Annotated in this window: 11 protein-coding genes; 8 read left to right on the forward strand and 3 right to left on the reverse strand. The window is 45.3% G+C overall.

Features of this window, described 5'->3' with window-relative positions:
* Nucleotides 1–22 precede the first annotated feature (22 nt).
* The 8 genes from EP13_RS03450 to EP13_RS03485 all read left to right on the forward strand — a co-directional run bounded on the left by EP13_RS03450 (nt 23) and on the right by EP13_RS03485 (nt 12,087).
* Nucleotides 23–4,096 (forward strand): hypothetical protein, encoded by a 4,074-nt coding sequence (locus EP13_RS03450; protein ID WP_044056042.1) that lies wholly within the window; start codon nt 23–25, stop codon nt 4,094–4,096.
* A 99-nt stretch (nt 4,097–4,195) separates the two neighbouring features.
* Nucleotides 4,196–6,892: a TonB-dependent receptor domain-containing protein gene (locus tag EP13_RS03455; RefSeq protein ID WP_044056043.1), complete on the forward strand. Its 2,697-nt coding sequence runs from the start codon at nt 4,196–4,198 to the stop codon at nt 6,890–6,892.
* 154 nt (nt 6,893–7,046) lie between these two features.
* Entirely contained in the window at nt 7,047–7,805 is a 759-nt protein-coding gene (locus EP13_RS03460) for a DUF3450 domain-containing protein (protein ID WP_044056044.1), read from the forward strand.
* Between the two features lie 13 nt (nt 7,806–7,818).
* The gene (locus EP13_RS03465; RefSeq protein WP_044056045.1) at nt 7,819–9,183 is read left to right on the forward strand and encodes a MotA/TolQ/ExbB proton channel family protein; all 1,365 of its coding nucleotides are present in this window, start codon (nt 7,819–7,821) and stop codon (nt 9,181–9,183) included.
* Nucleotides 9,184–9,185: 2 nt separating this feature from the next.
* The gene (locus EP13_RS03470) at nt 9,186–9,704 is read left to right on the forward strand and encodes a MotA/TolQ/ExbB proton channel family protein (RefSeq protein ID WP_044056046.1); all 519 of its coding nucleotides are present in this window, start codon (nt 9,186–9,188) and stop codon (nt 9,702–9,704) included.
* 31 nt (nt 9,705–9,735) lie between these two features.
* On the forward strand, nt 9,736–10,143 hold the full coding sequence (locus EP13_RS03475) for an ExbD/TolR family protein (RefSeq protein WP_015066235.1): 408 nt from the start codon (nt 9,736–9,738) through the stop codon (nt 10,141–10,143).
* 3 nt (nt 10,144–10,146) lie between these two features.
* The gene (locus tag EP13_RS03480) at nt 10,147–10,755 is read left to right on the forward strand and encodes an energy transducer TonB (RefSeq protein ID WP_044056047.1); all 609 of its coding nucleotides are present in this window, start codon (nt 10,147–10,149) and stop codon (nt 10,753–10,755) included.
* Nucleotides 10,756–10,761: 6 nt separating this feature from the next.
* Nucleotides 10,762–12,087, forward strand: coding sequence for a tetratricopeptide repeat protein (locus EP13_RS03485; protein ID WP_044056048.1), 1,326 nt, complete (start codon nt 10,762–10,764; stop codon nt 12,085–12,087).
* A gap of 73 nt (nt 12,088–12,160) precedes the next feature.
* Here EP13_RS03485 and EP13_RS03490 read toward each other — a convergent pair whose 3' ends face one another.
* From EP13_RS03490 to EP13_RS03500, 3 genes are all read right to left on the reverse strand, one after another.
* The gene (locus EP13_RS03490; protein ID WP_044056049.1) at nt 12,161–12,685 is read right to left on the reverse strand and encodes an acyloxyacyl hydrolase; all 525 of its coding nucleotides are present in this window, start codon (nt 12,683–12,685) and stop codon (nt 12,161–12,163) included.
* Between the two features lie 102 nt (nt 12,686–12,787).
* Nucleotides 12,788–13,903, reverse strand: coding sequence for an HD-GYP domain-containing protein (locus tag EP13_RS03495; RefSeq protein WP_052364263.1), 1,116 nt, complete (start codon nt 13,901–13,903; stop codon nt 12,788–12,790).
* Nucleotides 13,893–17,159 carry a PAS domain-containing hybrid sensor histidine kinase/response regulator gene (locus EP13_RS03500; protein WP_044056050.1) on the reverse strand — a complete coding sequence of 1,089 codons (3,267 nt, stop codon included), beginning with the start codon at nt 17,157–17,159 and terminating at the stop codon, nt 13,893–13,895. Before EP13_RS03500 ends, EP13_RS03495 begins: the two co-directional genes overlap by 11 nt.
* Nucleotides 17,160–17,292: the final 133 nt, after the last annotated feature.

Genomic DNA, 17,292 nt, shown 5'->3' on the forward strand with positions numbered 1-17,292 from the left:
TACTAGAACCTTGGAGAATTTAATGGAATTTCGTAATGTATTTAAGGTAAGTGCAATCACGACTGCACTTATTCTTGCAGGCTGCGGCGGCGATATCGTTATTAACGAAGGTGATGAAGTTGTAACAACTCCAACTACACCAACAACTCCCACTACACCAACTACGCCTACCACCCCTGACGTGGATACTCCTTTCTCACTAGGGTTTGCAACAGATGCTTCTAGTGAATTCTCTGCTATTACAGATAAGCCAGTTTATCGCCTAGATAGCGACCTTGTTATTACTCAGGAAATGACACTGACCAATGATGCACACTGGATCATTAAAGGCCGTACCGCGGTAGGTAACGATAACTCAGATTCCACAGTACTTTATATTGAAGAAGGTACTACGGTTATCGGTGAAGACGGTGACGATTTCTTAGTGGTTCGTCGTGGTTCTCAAATTGAAGCAACCGGTACGGCTTCAGACCCCATCGTTATGACCTCTATCCAAGACGTAACTGGTGAAGAAACCTCTATTGGACAATGGGGTGGTGTGGTTCTTTTAGGTAATGCACCTACCAACTTATGTAACACAGGTGATGACGCTGAAACGTCAGACGACGAACTAGCTAACTGTGGTGTGTCTGCAGAAGGTGATGCAGGCCTTTACGGCGGTAACGACCCAGAAGACAATTCAGGTATTCTTGAATATGTTGTGGTTAAACACGCTGGTAAAGCACTGGCTTCTGGCGACGAGCTAAACGGTATTTCATTCGCAGGTATCGGTTCAGGGACAACGGTAAACTACATTCAAGTTCACCAAAACCTTGATGACGGTATCGAATTCTTCGGCGGTACGGTAAGCGTAAGTAACGTTGTACTTACTGATATCGGTGATGACTCTTTAGATTGGTCATTCGGTTGGACAGGTAGCGCAACAAACGTCTATATCCAGCAATCAGCAGACGGCGGTGACAACGCGATTGAAGCAGATAACAATGAAGATAACCCTTCTTGGTTACCGCTTACTAAGCCGACTGTTTCAAACGTTACTATCGTCAGTGCTGATGGCACAAACGGTGTTCGTCTGCGTAACGGTACTGCGGGCGTGCTATCAAATGTATTAGTGACGGGTTCTGCAACCGCGTCAAATTGCTTGCGTGTTAATGGCGATGAGTCTATCGCTAATGCTGAGTCTGGCGAACTAACCATTACTGATTCCATTGTGGCTTGTGAAACGCCGGCCAACAACTTTGGCTCAGACACAATCGACGGTGGCACTACCCAAGCGTGGTTTGAAGGCCAAGAAGGCAACAGCGTATTAACGCCTGCTGATTTAATGCTTGAAGACAACGGTTACTTCCCAACGTCTTCATCGCCTGTTGCGCTTAGCGGTAGCGGCTATATCGGTGCATTCGACCCTAATGGTGAGGACTGGACTTCTGGCTGGACTGTGGGTGTAAACGGCGGTTTCCCTAGTGATGTTCAAAATGCATTTGAACAAGGCTTAGCAACTGACGTATCTAGCGACTTCCCAGAGCTAACAGATAAGCCGGTATACGCACTTGGTGATGACACAACGTTCACTTCTGACGTAACCCTTACAAACGACGCTTACTGGCTAATCAAAGGTCGTACTGCGGTGGGTGAAGATAACGACAGCAGTGCAACGCTTTACATTGAACAGGGCACAACAGTATTCGGTGAAGAGGGTGATGACTTCTTAGTGGTTCGTCGTGGCTCAATGATTGAAGCAAGCGGTACGGCTTCTGCGCCAATTACTTTCACTTCAGTTCAAGACCTAACGGGTGATGAAACCTCGATTGGTCAATGGGGTGGTATTGTTCTTCTTGGTAATGCGCCTACTAACCTGTGTAACACAGGTGATGACGCTGACACATCAGATGCTGAGCTAGCAAGCTGTGGTGTTGCTGCTGAAGGTGATGCAGGTCTCTATGGCGGTGCCGATGCAGAAGATAACTCAGGTACGCTTCGCTATGTTGTCGTTAAGCACGCAGGTCGCGCATTAGCGGCTGGTGACGAACTTAACGGTATCTCATTTGCGGGTATCGGTTCAGGCACTAAAGTGGAATATATCCAAGTTCACCAAAACCTGGACGATGGTGTTGAGTTCTTCGGTGGTACGGTAAGCGTACGTAACATTGTACTAACTGACATTGGTGATGACTCTCTAGATTGGTCTTTCGGTTGGACAGGTAATGCACAAAACGTGTACATCCAACAGTCTGCCGCGGGTGGCGATAACGCTATCGAAGCCGACAACAATGAAGACAACCCAGCATGGACGCCGTTGACGACGCCTATTATTTCTAACGTGACTATCGTGGGCGCAGACGGCACAAATGGTGTTCGTTTACGTAACGGAACGGCAGGCGCACTTTACAATGTGGTAGTGACGGCTGGTGAAGGTTACTCTAACTGCTTACGTGTAAACGGTGACGAGTCAATTGCAAACGCTGAAGCAGGTACGCTTACCGTTGAAAATTCAATTGTTGCTTGTGAAGACGATGCAAACTTCGGTTCTGACACCATTAACGGTGGCACTACGCAAGCATGGTTTGAAGGTCAAGATGGCAACAGCGTATTAACAGCTGATGCACTAATGCTTTCAACTGACGGTTTCACACCACGCTCTGGTTCACCACTACTGGGTGCTGGCGCGGATGCCTCTGAAGTGAATGACTTCTTCGCTGCAACAGATTACATAGGTGCATTCGATGGCGACAACAACTGGATGGACGGATGGACTGTCGCGGTTAATGATTCTATTCCTTCAGATGTAACAAGTGCATTTGAGCAAGGTCTTGCAACAGACGTATCTGCTAACTTTGCGTCTATTACTGATAAGCCAGTTTACCAACTCGCTGCTGACACAGTATTTACTACTGATGTATCGTTAACCAACGACGCACACTGGGTACTTAAAGGCCGCACTGCAGTCGGTGAAGACAACGCAGATAGCGCAACCCTTTATATACAACGTGGTACTACCGTATTCGGTGAAGACGGTGACGATTTCTTAGTGGTTCGTCGCGGCTCTAAAATTGAAGCTTCAGGTACAGCGACACTACCTATTGTTTTCACTTCGTCTGAAGATATGACGGGTGGCGAAACCGATATCGGTCAGTGGGGTGGTTTGGTTATTTTAGGTAATGCACCGACTAACCTATGTAACACAGGTGATGACGCAGATACGTCAGATGCTGAGCTAGCCAGCTGTGGTGTGGCCGCTGAAGGTGACGCAGGCCTCTATGGCGGTGCTGATTCTGAAGACAGTTCAGGTACTCTTCGTTATGTCGTGGTTAAGCACGCTGGTAAAGCGCTTGCGGCAGGTGATGAACTAAACGGTATTTCATTCGCAGGTGTAGGTAGCGGTACTGAAGTTGACTTTATCCAAGTTCATCAAAACCTAGATGACGGTGTTGAGTTCTTCGGTGGCACAGTGAGCGTAAGCCACTTGGTACTGACTGCCATTGGTGATGACTCACTAGATTGGTCTTTTGGTTGGACGGGTAACGCACAGTACGTGGTTATCAAGCAATCAGCTGACGGTGGCGACAATGCCTTCGAAGCAGATAACAACGAAGACAACCCATCTTGGACACCACTGACTACACCAACAGTATCGAACGTGACTATCATCGGTGCTGATGGCACAAACGGCGTACGTCTACGTAACGGTACAGCAGGTACAATTAAAAACTTGGTGGTTACTGGTGGCGCAGATTACAGCAACTGTCTACGTGTGAACGGTGACGAATCAATTGCCAATGCTGATGCAGGTGAACTGACTGTGACACATTCAACGGTTGCATGTAGCTCTGACAGCGCATTTGGTTCTGATACCATCGGCACTGACACTACTGAAGCATGGTTCTTAGCCCAGGACGGTAACAGTGTATTAGCTGACACCGCAGCGCTAAGCCTAGATTCAACAGGCTATGTGCCTGGTAGCGATTCAGCACTATTAGGCTCAGGTTTCGATGCATCAACATTGGATAGCTTCTTTGATAGCACTGATTTCCAAGGCGCATTCGATGGTGAGTCTGACTGGACACTGGGTTGGGTAACAGTTGGTCTTGAAGACTAATTTGCCTTAACGAGTAACGTGGAAGCTAAGACGTGAATGCGTCTTAGCTTTTGTGTTGAAAGTGGCATACCCGATTACAGTTCCTCAGGAGTTTCCAAAATGAAAAATAAACAAACGTCAGCGTTTAAAGTCGGTGGACTGTCGTTGGCAATCGCGTCCATTCTTGGCGCAAGCGCACTTCCATTTTCGGCAATAGCACAAGAATCTGAAGATGAAGTTATCGAAGAAGTTGTTGCCACAGGAACGCGACTAAAAGGCACAGCAACAGCCGTTCTTCAGGAGCGACAAAACCAAGCCTTCGTTGCAGATATTCTAGGTGCGGAACAAATTTCTCGTACTGGTGATAGCGATGCAGCCGCTGCGCTTCGTCGTGTGACTGGTTTGACGTTAGTCGATGGTAAATTCATCTACGTACGTGGTTTGGGTGAGCGTTATTCAAGCACACAGCTAAACGGTATGACCGTTCCTAGTCCAGATCCTACGCGCTCAGTTGTTCCGCTGGATTTATTCCCATCCAGCATCATTGAAAGCTTAAATGTACAAAAGTCATTTTCACCGAATATGCCTGGCCACTTCGGTGGTGGTAACGTGAATATCCGGACTAAAACTATTCCATCAGAATTTACCTTCCAGTTATCTGGTGGTACAGGGTGGAATACGGAAAATAGTAATGATGGCTATTTCTACTCAGGCGGTGGTGATGATTGGACCGGTCGTGATGACGGTACACGGGGCTTGCCTTCTATCATTTCTTCTGCCTTAGCAGAGAGTGGTTCTGAAGGATTTGAAGGGGACTCTTCACGTACGCTAGCAGAAACCCAAGATATCCTAAACGCGTTTAACTGGGATATTGGCCCAGATGAAAAGTCTGTAGATCCAGACTTCAACATAGGCGCGACATTAGGTAATAACTACGTTTTTGACAACGAGAGCGTACTGGGTTTCCTAGCAACAATTGCCTATAGTAACCAATGGCGTGTGACGGAAGAGCAATTGGGCAACGATATTGGTGGTGGTCAGGAAAACCCGAGATTCACTAAATATCGTGACATGACCTCAACAGAACAAACCGTGACGTGGAGCGGAATGTTCAATATGGGTTACGAGTACAACAGTAACCACAAAATCGAATTGGTCAATATGATCCTCCATGACATGCGTGATCGTTTGCGTGATGGTTCATATTATGATGACAGTGAAACGGTAGATGGCGTTGAAGAATTCCGTCGTTTAGACATTATCTTCGAAGAACGTGAAATGGTGTCGTCACAGTTAAAGGGAACGCACAACTTTCTCCAGTTAGGAAACGGTGTGTTTTTTGATTGGTACGCAGGCACGAGCCGTGCATCACGTCAAGCGCCAGACATCTTAGAAGTGACATTCCAACAGTTTTACGATGACAGTGGCGCTTTAGAGCTAGAGCGTTTAGATGATACGCCAGGGACCAACATTAACCGTCAATACCAGATGCTAGACGATGCCTCTGATACTTACGGCTTCAACGTGTCAACGCCATTTTTTGGTAAAGGTTACGACATTGAAGTAAAAGCGGGTTTCGATTATTTCGAAAAGATCCGTGACGGAAACAACATCGATTTAGCCATCAGAAACTTTGCCATTGACGATGACTTGAAAGCAGGTTCGCGCATTGATGAGATCTTCACTGAAGACAACATCTACAATCCGGATTTCTATGTAAGCTCTACAGGTAGTTCACTGTTCCAGGACAATACTGGTGAAGGTGATAAGTATTCTGCAGCGAGCAAGCTTACAGCGGGATATTTCATGGTTGATGCCTTCTTTAATCAGAAGTTCCGCGTGAGTGGTGGTGCTCGTTGGGAAGAATTCCAGCAAGTGTCTATTCCTTACGTAGAACATTCAAACGAGTTTGCAGATACTATTGAAGAGATTGCGGACACGATTTACGCTGAAGACGATATTCTTCCATCGTTGGCATTCACCTATATTCCTAGCGAAGAAATACAGTATCGCTTGAATATAAGCCAGACCGTAATTCGTCCTGATTTACGTGATATTAGCTCAACATTCTTTATCGACCCATTAACGGAATTCTTAGTTCGTGGTTCACCCTCTTTGGTTGAAACTGAACTAACTAATGTGGATTTTCGTTGGGAATGGTACATGTCTCAAGGCAACAATATCTCTGTAGCGCTATTCTATAAAGATATGGAAAATCCTATTGAGATGGTGCAATTCGATGGCGGTGAAGGTGTTCCTCAGCTGCTTACCGCGAATGGTGAAGAAGGCGAGCTATACGGTATCGAGTTTGAATTCTTGCATGATTTAAGCTTTGTGGATGATTCACTGTCTAACTTCTTTATCTCAGGCAACATGACGTTATCTGATTCAGAAGTGACCATTGGCAGCGACGACCAAGATTCGTTGTTCTCACAACAAGCTCGAGAGGCGTACGGCGGTACGATTACTGCGACAATCACTAACGATCAACGTCGATTAGTGGGCCACTCTGAATGGGTAGCAAATATTCAAATGGGTTGGGACTCTTCTAATGGCGAGCACTCAGCATCATTAGTTTATAACGCCTTTGGTGAGCGCATTATCGCGCCGGGTGTGCGTGGATTTGAAGACGGTATCGAGAATCCATTCCACTCATTGGATGTGGTATATACCTACTATCCAGATTTCAACACCACAGTAAAATTCAAGTTCCAGAACTTACTGGGTGAAGATAAAGAGATAGAGCAAGAGGGATTACTGCTTCGTCGAGAAACCGTTGGCACTACAATCAGTGCTAGCGTGCAGTACGACTTTTAATTCATCTTCAAGCCCAGCTATTTAGCTGGGCTTTTTCGTTAGTAACGCTTTATGACAGTTTCGTAATAAAACTGTCACAGAAAAACCCTATCCTACGCGCAGAAATTTATAGTCGGTTTAAATCGATTTCTTTTAACTTTAAAGGTTTGAATGTATGAAGCTTATCAATGCTTTGCTTGTTGCAGGTACGCTAGCGGCGGCACCAGCACTGGCACAAGACGATGAAGTCTTAAAACCCGTTGTCGATGAGGCAGCGAAAATAAACGAATCAGCGGCGAAGTCGCAAGAGAAGATCAATAGCATCACTGATCAAATCGATAGCAAACTTCAGCAGTTCAAAACATTGATGAAAGAAATCGAAGGCCTTGAGGTTTATAACACTCAGCTTCGTAAGCAGATCAATAGCCAAGAACAAGAAATGGCAGATCTGAACGCTGCAATTGATGAAGTGTCCGTTGTTGAGCGTCAAATTACGCCGTTAATGATTCGTATGATTGACGGTCTAGAACAGTTTATTGCGCTAGACGTACCTTTCTTACCTGAAGAGCGTGCCAATCGTGTTGCTGACCTTAAGGCTATGATGGACCGCGCAGATGTGGCCGCGTCTGAAAAGTTCCGCCGCGTTATGGAAGCGTATCAAGTTGAAATGGACTACGGTCGCACAATGGAAGCATACAGCGGTATTCACTCCATCGACGGCAAAGAACGTGATGTTGAATTTTTACGCCTTGGTCGTACAGCGCTTATCTATCAAACCCGTGATGCAAGTTCTCAAGGTGTGTGGAACAAGCAAACTCGTCAGTGGGAAGAACTAGACAGTGGCTACCGTACACAAATAACGAAAGGTCTGCGCATGGCGAAGAAGCAACTTGCCCCAGACTTACTAATGCTGCCAGTTGCAATTACAGACTAAGAGGTTGATGAGAATGTTTAATACAGTAAAACGTATCGCTGTTGGTCTAGCAGCCCTTAGTATCAGCGTAGGTGCTTTTGCCCAAAGTGACCGTGCCATGGACTTAGACGCGCTTCTTAAGCAGTTAGAAGAAGGTCAATTTGCCCAGTCACAGCAAAATAAACAACGTGAGCAAGATTTTATTGCCCAACGCGCTGAGCAAGACCGTATTTTGCGTGAAACACGCGCTCAACGTGACCAAATGCTTAAGCAATCTGAGCAGCTTGAAACTCAGTTTGAAGAAAATGAATTTAAGCTGGCTGATTTGAACGGTGCTCTTGATACTCGTTTAGGTTCATTGAAAGAACTGTTCGGTGTACTACAGCAAATTGCTGGCGACACCAAAAATAAATTTTATAACTCTGTTGTTTCAGCGCAAATCCCAGGTCGCGCAGACTTCTTAGATCAAATGGCACAAGACATGGGGTCAAGCTCGAAGCTTGCGTCTATTGAAGAAATTGAGCGCGTGTGGTTTGAAATGCAGCGTGAAATGACTGAATCAGGCAAGGTGACTAAATTCACAACTGACGTAGTTGAAGCCGGTGGTGAGAAGGTGAACAAAGAAGTGGTTCGCGTAGGTCCTTTTGCTCTGGTTTCTGACGGTAAATACCTAGAATATAATGGAGTAACAGGTACAGTCTCTGAGCTTATTCGTCAGCCTGCTGACCGTTATAACGACTCAGCTGCAGAACTTCAGGCATCGAGTGGCGACCTAGTGCAATTTGGTATCGATCCAACAGGTGGTTCAATCCTTGGCCTTCTTGTTCAGGCACCTAACTTACAAGAGCGTGTAGAGCAAGGTGGTGTGGTTGGTTACATCATTCTTATCGTTGGTGCGTTTGGTTTACTGCTTGCCCTAGAACGCTTAGTGACGCTTTCTATTACACGAATGAAAGTTAACAGCCAGCTTAAGAGCACTGAAGTAAAAACAAATAACCCACTAGGTCGAGTGCTTAAAGTACGTGATGAGCATCCCAATGCCGACGTTGAAGCATTAGAACTTCACTTAACCGAAGCAATTCTAGGTGAAGTACCTAAGCTTAGCCGAAACCTCACTATCATTAAGATTATCTCAGTGGTCGCACCGCTGATGGGTCTACTTGGTACGGTAACCGGTATGATTAACACCTTCCAAGCCATCACCTTGTTCGGTACAGGCGACCCGAAACTAATGGCTGGTGGTATTTCAACGGCACTTGTCACAACAGTACTCGGTCTTGTTGTAGCGATTCCAATGACACTGCTATATGCAATGCTTAACACACGTTCAAAGAACATTGTGTACATCCTACAAGAACAAGCGTCTGGCGTTATTGCAGAGCGCGCTGAGCGAGGCTAATCATGATCGAGTTTCTAGAAGCAATTCGCGATTTCACAGAAACAGGTGGCCAGGTTCTCCTGGTCATCGGTCTGCTGATATTCGTTATGTGGCTTTTAATCCTCGAGCGTGCCATGTATCTGATGGTTTGGCATAAAAAAGCAAAAAGTGAAGCGGTGGCAAGCTGGACAGCACGTTCAGACCGCTCTTCATGGTTTGCTAAGCAAGTCCGTCAGAAAACGATTTCACAGCTAACTATGCGTTTAAATGGAAGTATACCGATTATTCAGTCTTTGGTTGCACTTTGCCCTCTCCTTGGTTTGATGGGCACGGTAACCGGCATGATTGAAGTATTTGATGTAATGGCAATTGCGGGTTCAGGAAACGCGCGTTCTATGGCATCAGGTGTATCGAAAGCCACCATCCCCACTATGGCTGGAATGGTCGGCGCACTGTCAGGCGTATTTGCGGCCACATGGTTGAACCGTACAGTGAAGTCAGAACGCACGCATCTTGAGGATGCATTGGTTATTCAACGTTAATGCCACTGGGCATTAAGGTAAGGTATTTATTATGAAGCAGCACTTTCAAAACTTAGTCGATGAGGAAGAAGCAAACATCGACATGACGCCCATGCTGGACGTTGTATTTATCATGTTGATCTTCTTTATCGTGACTGCATCGTTTGTAAAAGAGGCGGGTATTGATGTTAACCGCCCAGAAGCGGCCACGGCTGTGAAGAAGGATCGCGCTAATATCCTTATCGCCATTTCAGACAAAGGTGAGATTTGGATCAACAAGCGTCGCATTGATGTTCGTGCAGTACAAGCGAACATTGAACGTCTTCACGCTGAAAACCCGCAAGGCACTGTTGTTATCCAGGCTGATAAAAAAGCCACAACAGAAACCCTTATTAAGGTAATGGATGCATCGCGCGCAGCCGGTGTTTACGATGTTTCGATTGCAGCTCAAGAGCCATAAATCATGCCACGATATATAATCGCATTTGTTATATCCCTTGCGATAACGTTGGGCCTGTTCTTCTTGATGCAGTCGCTGATCAAGATGGGTGGCAGCGCCTTAACGGAACCGCCAAAGGGAAGCGTGCTTGACTTTGTAAGGGTTAAGCAGGATGAGCAAGTAGAGAAAAAAGATCGCAAACCGAAAAAGCCACCTAAGCCTGAGCAGCCGCCACCTCAAATGCAGCAGCCACAGATGGACTCTCCAACGCCAAATGCGGAAGGTACGTCAATGGATTTTGGCGCTGACGTGGGCGACGATATTTCGTTAGAAGGCGGGTTAGCGCTTGAGTCGGGAGATGGCGAGTATCTACCTATTGTTAAAGTTGCCCCCGTGTATCCACGTCGTGCACTACAACGCGGTATTGAGGGCTTTGTTATTGTTGAGTTTACGGTAACTAAGCAAGGCGCGGTGAGAGACCCTATAGTGGTAGAGGCCAACCCTCAAGGTATATTTGAGCAAGCGGCGATTGATGCTGCAATGAAGTTCAAATATAAGCCTCGCGTGGTAAACGGGGAAGCCACAGAAGTATCGGGTGTGCAAAACCGTATTACCTTCCAAATTGACGGGTAACAGAAGATGATGAAGAAACAGACGAATACGTTGCTTAGTGCACTGGCGTTTGCAATCGCATCAGCCACAGTTTCTGTGCCGAGTATGCTCATTGCCACCGATGTGCTAGCGCAAGAACAAAAAGCGAGTGAGAAAAAGACACGTCGCGTTCCTACGCTTCGTGGAAAGGTTTACGAGCAGTTAGCACGCGCGCAATCAGCAGCTGATGATGCTGGCAACGTTGAAGAAGCTATCGCTATATTAAACGAGGTAGAAGAAAAATCTGACTCGATGAATAGCTACGAAAAAGCCATGATGTATAACTTTTTCGGCTTCATTTACTACAACAACGAAGATTATGATAATGCCTTATCGTCATTCGCCAAAGTGGTAGAGCAGCAGCCTATTCCTGAAAAGTTTGAAATGACCACGCTTTTCAGTTTAGCGCAGCTTAACCTTATGCAAGGGAATTACGACGATACCATTAAGTATATCGAACGTTGGGAAGCGCTTAACCAAGGGCCTGTACCACCGAAAAATAAAGTCATCAAAGCACAAGCATACTATCAAAATAAGAAGTATGACTTAGCCGCTGACTGGATTACGCAGGCTATCGAAGATCACGAAGCTGAGGGTATGATCCCCGACGAAGGCTGGCTTATTCTTCAGCGCGCTGTTTTCTACGAACTCAAACAGCCTAAAAAGGTGAAAGACGTTCTTGTGAAAATGGTGAAACTGTTTGATGAGCCTAAATATTGGATCCAACTTGCCGGTATGTACGGCGAGTTAGGTGAAGAACGCAAACAGCTTGCCATCATGGAAACCGCTTATCAGCGTGGTTTTGTTGAGACGGCATCGGATATTTTTAATTTAGCTCAGCTTTACTACTACCATCGTGCGCCTTACAAAGGGGCGAAGTTAATGGAGCAAGCCATGAATGATGGCATGCTTGAAAAGAACCTTCGTAACCTTAAATTCTTGGGGCAAAGTTGGTCTCTTGCAAAAGAACAGGACAAAGCGATTCCTGTTATGATGCAAGCGGCTGAGTTGTCTGAAGATGGCGAATTAGACGCTCAACTTGCGCAAATTCTTTTGAATGAAGCCCGCTTTGATGACGCCATTGCGGCGGCAGACAGAGCAGTAGAGAAAGGCGACTTGCGTAACCCAGGTTTGGTTTACTTGATTAAGGGCATGGCGCTGTATAATCAAAAGCAATATGCCTTAGCGCTTAATCAGTTGGCGGAAGCAGAAAAGCATCAGAAGAGCCGAGCCATGGCACAGCAGTGGAAGCAGTTTGTGCAAGGCGAGAAAGTGCAAGCTGAACGTATAGAAGCAGAACTTGGCGCAAGCTAGCGAATAAGCTTGAAAATAAATAGATGGAAAACCGCACTAGCTTGGCTATTGCGGTTTTTTTATTTGGCTAATTTTAAAGTCGCTGGCTAAAAGAAAGTGATAGAAAATCCAGTCCAGGGTTTGGCTTTTTGAAGCCCGCGTTTGAATAATGTAGGTACCTTAGTGATACTCGATACTCGTTGCTTTTCCCGAAGGTAGTAGAAAAGCCAATACGATCTTCAAATTGGTAATGTGTCGATACATCTTTACCGGCGAATTGTGTATCGTCTAAAAGTGAAACGCCTATGCCTAATTCCAATTCTATTGGTTTATTGAAAGCGGTGCCAATAGGTAATCTGACAATAGGCGAGAGCGCGATCACCACGTTAGAATCGTATTTATTTTCTTCCCCGTATTCCCAGAAATTCGCACTGGTTTCCATGGTTAATGTTAGGGGCCATGAAATATCTAAGGGTTGGTCAATATTGTACTGATACGCCAATTTAACCCCGTTAACTGACCCTTCACCTCGAATGAAGTCAATGGCGTAGCCATGGTTTGCGTATGCGGGTATGAGCGCGCTGATCAAAAGTAAAGTGATTAAAAGTGTGTTTTTCATGTGTGTTCCTCCACGGCCTATATAGGGGGGAGTCACAAATAACCCAATTCTAAATAGTGAATAGGATTATTCGAAAATTACGAAAAATTATATTCTACTATCTTATGCGTTTTCGCGGTTAGAGGGGGGAGCAGAGGTGTGGAGAAATTCATCGATACTGGGCATCTCTTTCTTTTTCTCTAGCGCGTTCCAATATGCCTTTGTGTCGAGTATTTGCGCCTTAATGGACAAAAAACACGCCACTAGACTAGGGTCGAAGTGCTTCCCTGATTCACTTTCAATAAAGTTAAATGCGTCTTCATCTGACCACGCTTTTTTATAGGGGCGATTCATGGTGAGCGCATCGAAAACATCAGCAATAGCGACAATTCTTGCACTCTCTGGGATATCGGTTTCTTTTAGCCCTTGAGGGTAGCCAGTGCCGTTCCACTTTTCATGGTGGCAATGTGAAATTTCCGAAGCAAGCCTAAAGAGTGGGGTATCGGATTGCGATAATATTTGATGACCAATGACAGCGTGGGTGCGCATTATCGACATTTCTTTTTCATCTAATCGTCGAGGTGCTTTCAATATGCTATCAGGTATACCTATCTTGCCGGTATCGTGCATAGGGGCCGCTTGCGCAAGCAATAACGCCTGTTCGACAGACCACCCGAAAGCCATGGCCAATTTCAATGAATACGCCGCCATTCGCCAAATATGGTGGCCTGTATCAGTATCGTTGTAGTGTCCAGCTGCGGCTAACATGCTAATTGCACTTTGCTGGCTTTTTTGTAATTCTGCGGTGCGCTTTTTCACCTCTAACTCGGTCATTTTCATTTGATGAGCGAGGGTAATATGTGTTTTAACTCGTGCGAGTACCAGCGGTGGGGAAATGGGCTTGGTAATATAATCAACCGCGCCTAATTCAAACCCTTTTTCTTCGTCCTCTCCTTGCCCCAATGCGGTAACGAAAATAACCGGAATATTATTTAAAGCGGGATTAGATTTTAATGCTTTGATGACGTCAAACCCGCTGAGTCCGGGCATCATAATGTCGAGTAGAATAAGGTCGGGCACATATTGTTGTGCAATTTTTAGTGCCAACGCACCAGAAGGTGCTACCTTTACTTTATAGTGCGGTGACAGTACGCCCAAAAGTATATCGATATTGGCTGGCTCATCGTCAACCACAAGGATATTAAAGGCGCTTGATTTATTGATTAACTCACTCGTCATTGGTTAGCGATTCCTTCAAGCTGACTAGTTCTTGCACTGCGCTATCATAGTCGTAGGTGCTGGCGGTTTGGCGAGCACGGTCTAATCGATGTAAATATTCTCTCGGGGCTGCGCGATAAAGATTGTCTAATAATGCCAATGCTTCTGCATCATACGCGGTTAAGCTATCGATGGCCTTTATCAATTGGTTTAAGGGAAACTTGGTATGTGTTGAGTTCTCTGGCTTGAAGGCAAGATTGATAGTATGGGCAATCAGTTTGAGGGTAATATCTATGGCAAATGAAACATCAGATATCCCTTTGATATCGCCAGCTTTTACAGCATTCAGCTTGGTTAGGCTGTGGCAAAGTGTGGTGGCGCCTATCGCCGATGCATCTGTTTCTAGTTGACGCAATTTAGTACTAATATCTGCACTATTGCTAATGGCATTAATCAGTTGCGTGAGGGTGTTCGCATTACTATAGCGAACGTAAAACTGGTGTAGCGATTGAAGAAAAGTGTCATCGGTTGGCACCACGTTTAATGTTTTGTAACCGCGATGAATATGAATATCTATTGTGTGTAGTATTTCTTCAGCGCTGGCGGGTTTTAGTAAGTGAGCACACATCCCCGCGCTAATGGCTCTTTTAATGTTAACTTGAGTTGCATCTGCGCTAATACCAATAATAGGTGTTTGCCATGCTAATTCACTGGTCAGTTTTTCTGCCACATCGAAGCCGCTTATTCCGGGTAGTAAGCAATCTAACAATAGCGCGTCGAATGGTTGCTTTTTGCAGGCGGCCAGTGCTTGTTCTCCATCCGCCACTGTGGTGACTTCAATGCCTGAGTCCAATAAAATCTGTTGGGCAATTTCAAGGCTGATACTGTCGTCATCCACCAGTAAAATGTGTTTATTGCGCAAGCGTTTATGACGCCATTTTTTACTCTCTAGGCCGGTAACTTGCGTTTTCGCTGTTGTGTTTGCGTTAGGCACTAGCGCAGCCAGTAAGGTATGCTCAGTAATGGGCAGTTCGATAATATGCAGTTTATCGCATGAGGCTTCTCCAATTCGGTGTACAGCCTCCTCGGTGTTTAAAGGCGTAACAATAGCTGCGAGGTTAAGGGAGTTGAATGCACCTGCATGTAGTTGCTCGTAAAACGTATCCCAGTCAGAAGGGTTATCTGATAGGGCTATCAGTGTTTTTGCGGAAAATGTGGGTAGGGGTGCTTCCTTCCACTTATGATGGGTGAAACCTATATTTAGGCGTGAAAAAGTATGGCCCAATGCATCACAAACACTGTGCATGTCTTCGTTTAGCGAGACACATAAAAGTGGATCAGACGTAATAGACACTGCCTCTTTAGGCCGTCCTTCAGGCTGAATCAGTGCCGGTAGCGTAAATGAAAAGGCGCTTCCCTCGCCACTGCTGCTAACGAGGTTTAGCTTTCCATTCATTCTTTCTACAAGTCTCTTACAGATAGATAATCCTAGCCCCGTTCCCCCATACTTTCGGGAAATAGATGGGTCAGCTTGCACAAACGCATTAAACAGTTTTTCTTTGTGTTCATCGCTAATGCCAATACCCGTGTCAGACACACAAAAGGTTATCCCGTTGTCTTTTTCTTTTACAAAGAGTTTAACAAACCCCTTGTCTGTAAATTTAAGTGCATTGCCTATAAGGTTGACCAATACCTGATAAATTTTGTTTTTATCGCCGATGCAAGGCGTTGCAAGACTAAGGCGAATATCAAAAATAAGCTTTAGTCGTTTTTGTCTGGCTTTGTGTTGAAAAATCTGCGCTAGCTTTTCGATAATTTGGTGAAGTGTGAAGGGCTCATGGGTGAGGGTGATTTCTTCATTTTCTACCTTGGAAAAGTCTAAAATATTGTTGATTAAGCCCAACAAGGATGTGGCACTTCCCTGAACTTTTTCTAAATAATTTTGTTTCTGCTCCTGGGACTCTGTTTCTAGTGCCAAGTGGCTTAGGCCAATAATGGCGTTCATCGGCGTTCTAATTTCATGGCTCATGGTGGCGAGAAAGTCGCTTTTTGCATTGCTCACCTTTTTAGCGTCTTCATACACTCGCTTTAAGCGATTTTCCGCGCGCTTTCTATCGCTAATGTCTTTAAATACCCCCACATGTCCCTCAATGTCACCGTGATTATTTTTCAGTGGCACCGCGACAATTGAAATAGGGAATAGACGCCCCTGTTTATCGGTAAAATAATCGCCATCAGAGCTGTAAGGTTGCCCCTGTCGAATAGAGAGGTTGACGGGGCATGCCTCTCGTTTAAGTAGTGAGCCATCTTCTTTTTGGTAATGCACAGCATCGTGAAAGCGGTGAGAGGCCAGTTCGTCGAGAGACCAGCCTAATAGACGAGAAGCTTCTGGATTTAAAAACTGGGTTTTCCCGTTGGCATCAACCGCGTAAACTCCTTCACCGATACTGTTAGTAATACTTTGATAAAACCGTTTCTTCGCAGCAGACTTTTGTTCAAGTCGCTTTTGTTCTGTTATGTCTGTGCAAATAAAAACAATTTTGTTTACCCGCCCCGCGGGGCTAAAAATGGGCACAGAGGTAGAAGAGACATACCACGCCTCCCCCGCTTTTGAGCGACTGTGTAATTCACCGTGCCAAACCTCCCCCGAAAAAGCGCCTTTCAATATTTCCTTTTGGCGTTCCTTTGTAATATTCCAAACATTGAAAATCTTAATATGGTTTCCAATGAGTTCTTCTCGGCTATAGCCTGAGAGAGCGCAGCATTTATCGTTGACCGTAAGAATAGTGCCGTCGACATTTACCGTTACCACAATGCCATGGTTGTCCATTGCTTCGCGTTGTACCAGCATTTCATTTTCAGTCCGTTCTCTATCAAGCACTAACTCAAGCACCCGATTCGAGAGTTCGTGGATATTGCTGATTTTTTCTTCAAGTACTGGCTTGCCTTGTTGCAAAAGAAGTCGGTTGATGGCGTTGCGTAGGGCTTCACTCACCTCTTGCTGATGCTCTAGCTGCTGTTTAATTTTTTGATTGGCATCGATTAACTCATCGGCACTTAAATTCAGGCTTCGTTCTCTGAGCTTTATTTCTGTTTCATGGCGGTGATAGGCGTCTTCAATATCGTCTACTAGGTGAAGCAGCCCGTGAATTAAGCGTTCATTTACTTGCGTTAGGTTTTCTTTCGTTTTTAGAAGATCGTATAACCACGCTTTGGGGTCTTGTTCACTCGATAGCGAAAACGCATTGCGGAACTGACTTTCTAAACGTTGTTTCACAAGTTGAGCTCTCTTAACAAGGTTAAATCTCGGTGCTGTCGCCATCGGTAATACTGGCGTATACGAAGGTTTCGTCTACATTATTGAAAATAGCGCAGATTATAAAAAGAAAGGCATACATTAGTTATAGTGC

This window comes from Alteromonas australica (genome assembly GCF_000730385.1).
GTDB classification, from domain to species: Bacteria; Pseudomonadota; Gammaproteobacteria; order Enterobacterales; family Alteromonadaceae; genus Alteromonas; species Alteromonas australica.

Excerpts from the sequence above, each read along its gene's own strand:
- EP13_RS03465 (WP_044056045.1), top strand. The coding sequence starts at position 7,819 with ATGTTTAATACAGTAAAACGTATCGCTGTTGGTCTAGCAGCCCTTAGT.
- EP13_RS03480 (WP_044056047.1), top strand. The coding sequence starts at position 10,147 with ATGCCACGATATATAATCGCATTTGTTATATCCCTTGCGATAACGTTG.
- EP13_RS03490 (WP_044056049.1), bottom strand. The coding sequence starts at position 12,685 with ATGAAAAACACACTTTTAATCACTTTACTTTTGATCAGCGCGCTCATA.
- EP13_RS03485 (WP_044056048.1), top strand. The coding sequence starts at position 10,762 with ATGATGAAGAAACAGACGAATACGTTGCTTAGTGCACTGGCGTTTGCA.
- EP13_RS03495 (WP_052364263.1), bottom strand. The coding sequence starts at position 13,903 with ATGACGAGTGAGTTAATCAATAAATCAAGCGCCTTTAATATCCTTGTG.
- EP13_RS03470 (WP_044056046.1), top strand. The coding sequence starts at position 9,186 with ATGATCGAGTTTCTAGAAGCAATTCGCGATTTCACAGAAACAGGTGGC.
- EP13_RS03450 (WP_044056042.1), top strand. The coding sequence starts at position 23 with ATGGAATTTCGTAATGTATTTAAGGTAAGTGCAATCACGACTGCACTT.
- EP13_RS03475 (WP_015066235.1), top strand. The coding sequence starts at position 9,736 with ATGAAGCAGCACTTTCAAAACTTAGTCGATGAGGAAGAAGCAAACATC.
- EP13_RS03455 (WP_044056043.1), top strand. The coding sequence starts at position 4,196 with ATGAAAAATAAACAAACGTCAGCGTTTAAAGTCGGTGGACTGTCGTTG.
- EP13_RS03460 (WP_044056044.1), top strand. The coding sequence starts at position 7,047 with ATGAAGCTTATCAATGCTTTGCTTGTTGCAGGTACGCTAGCGGCGGCA.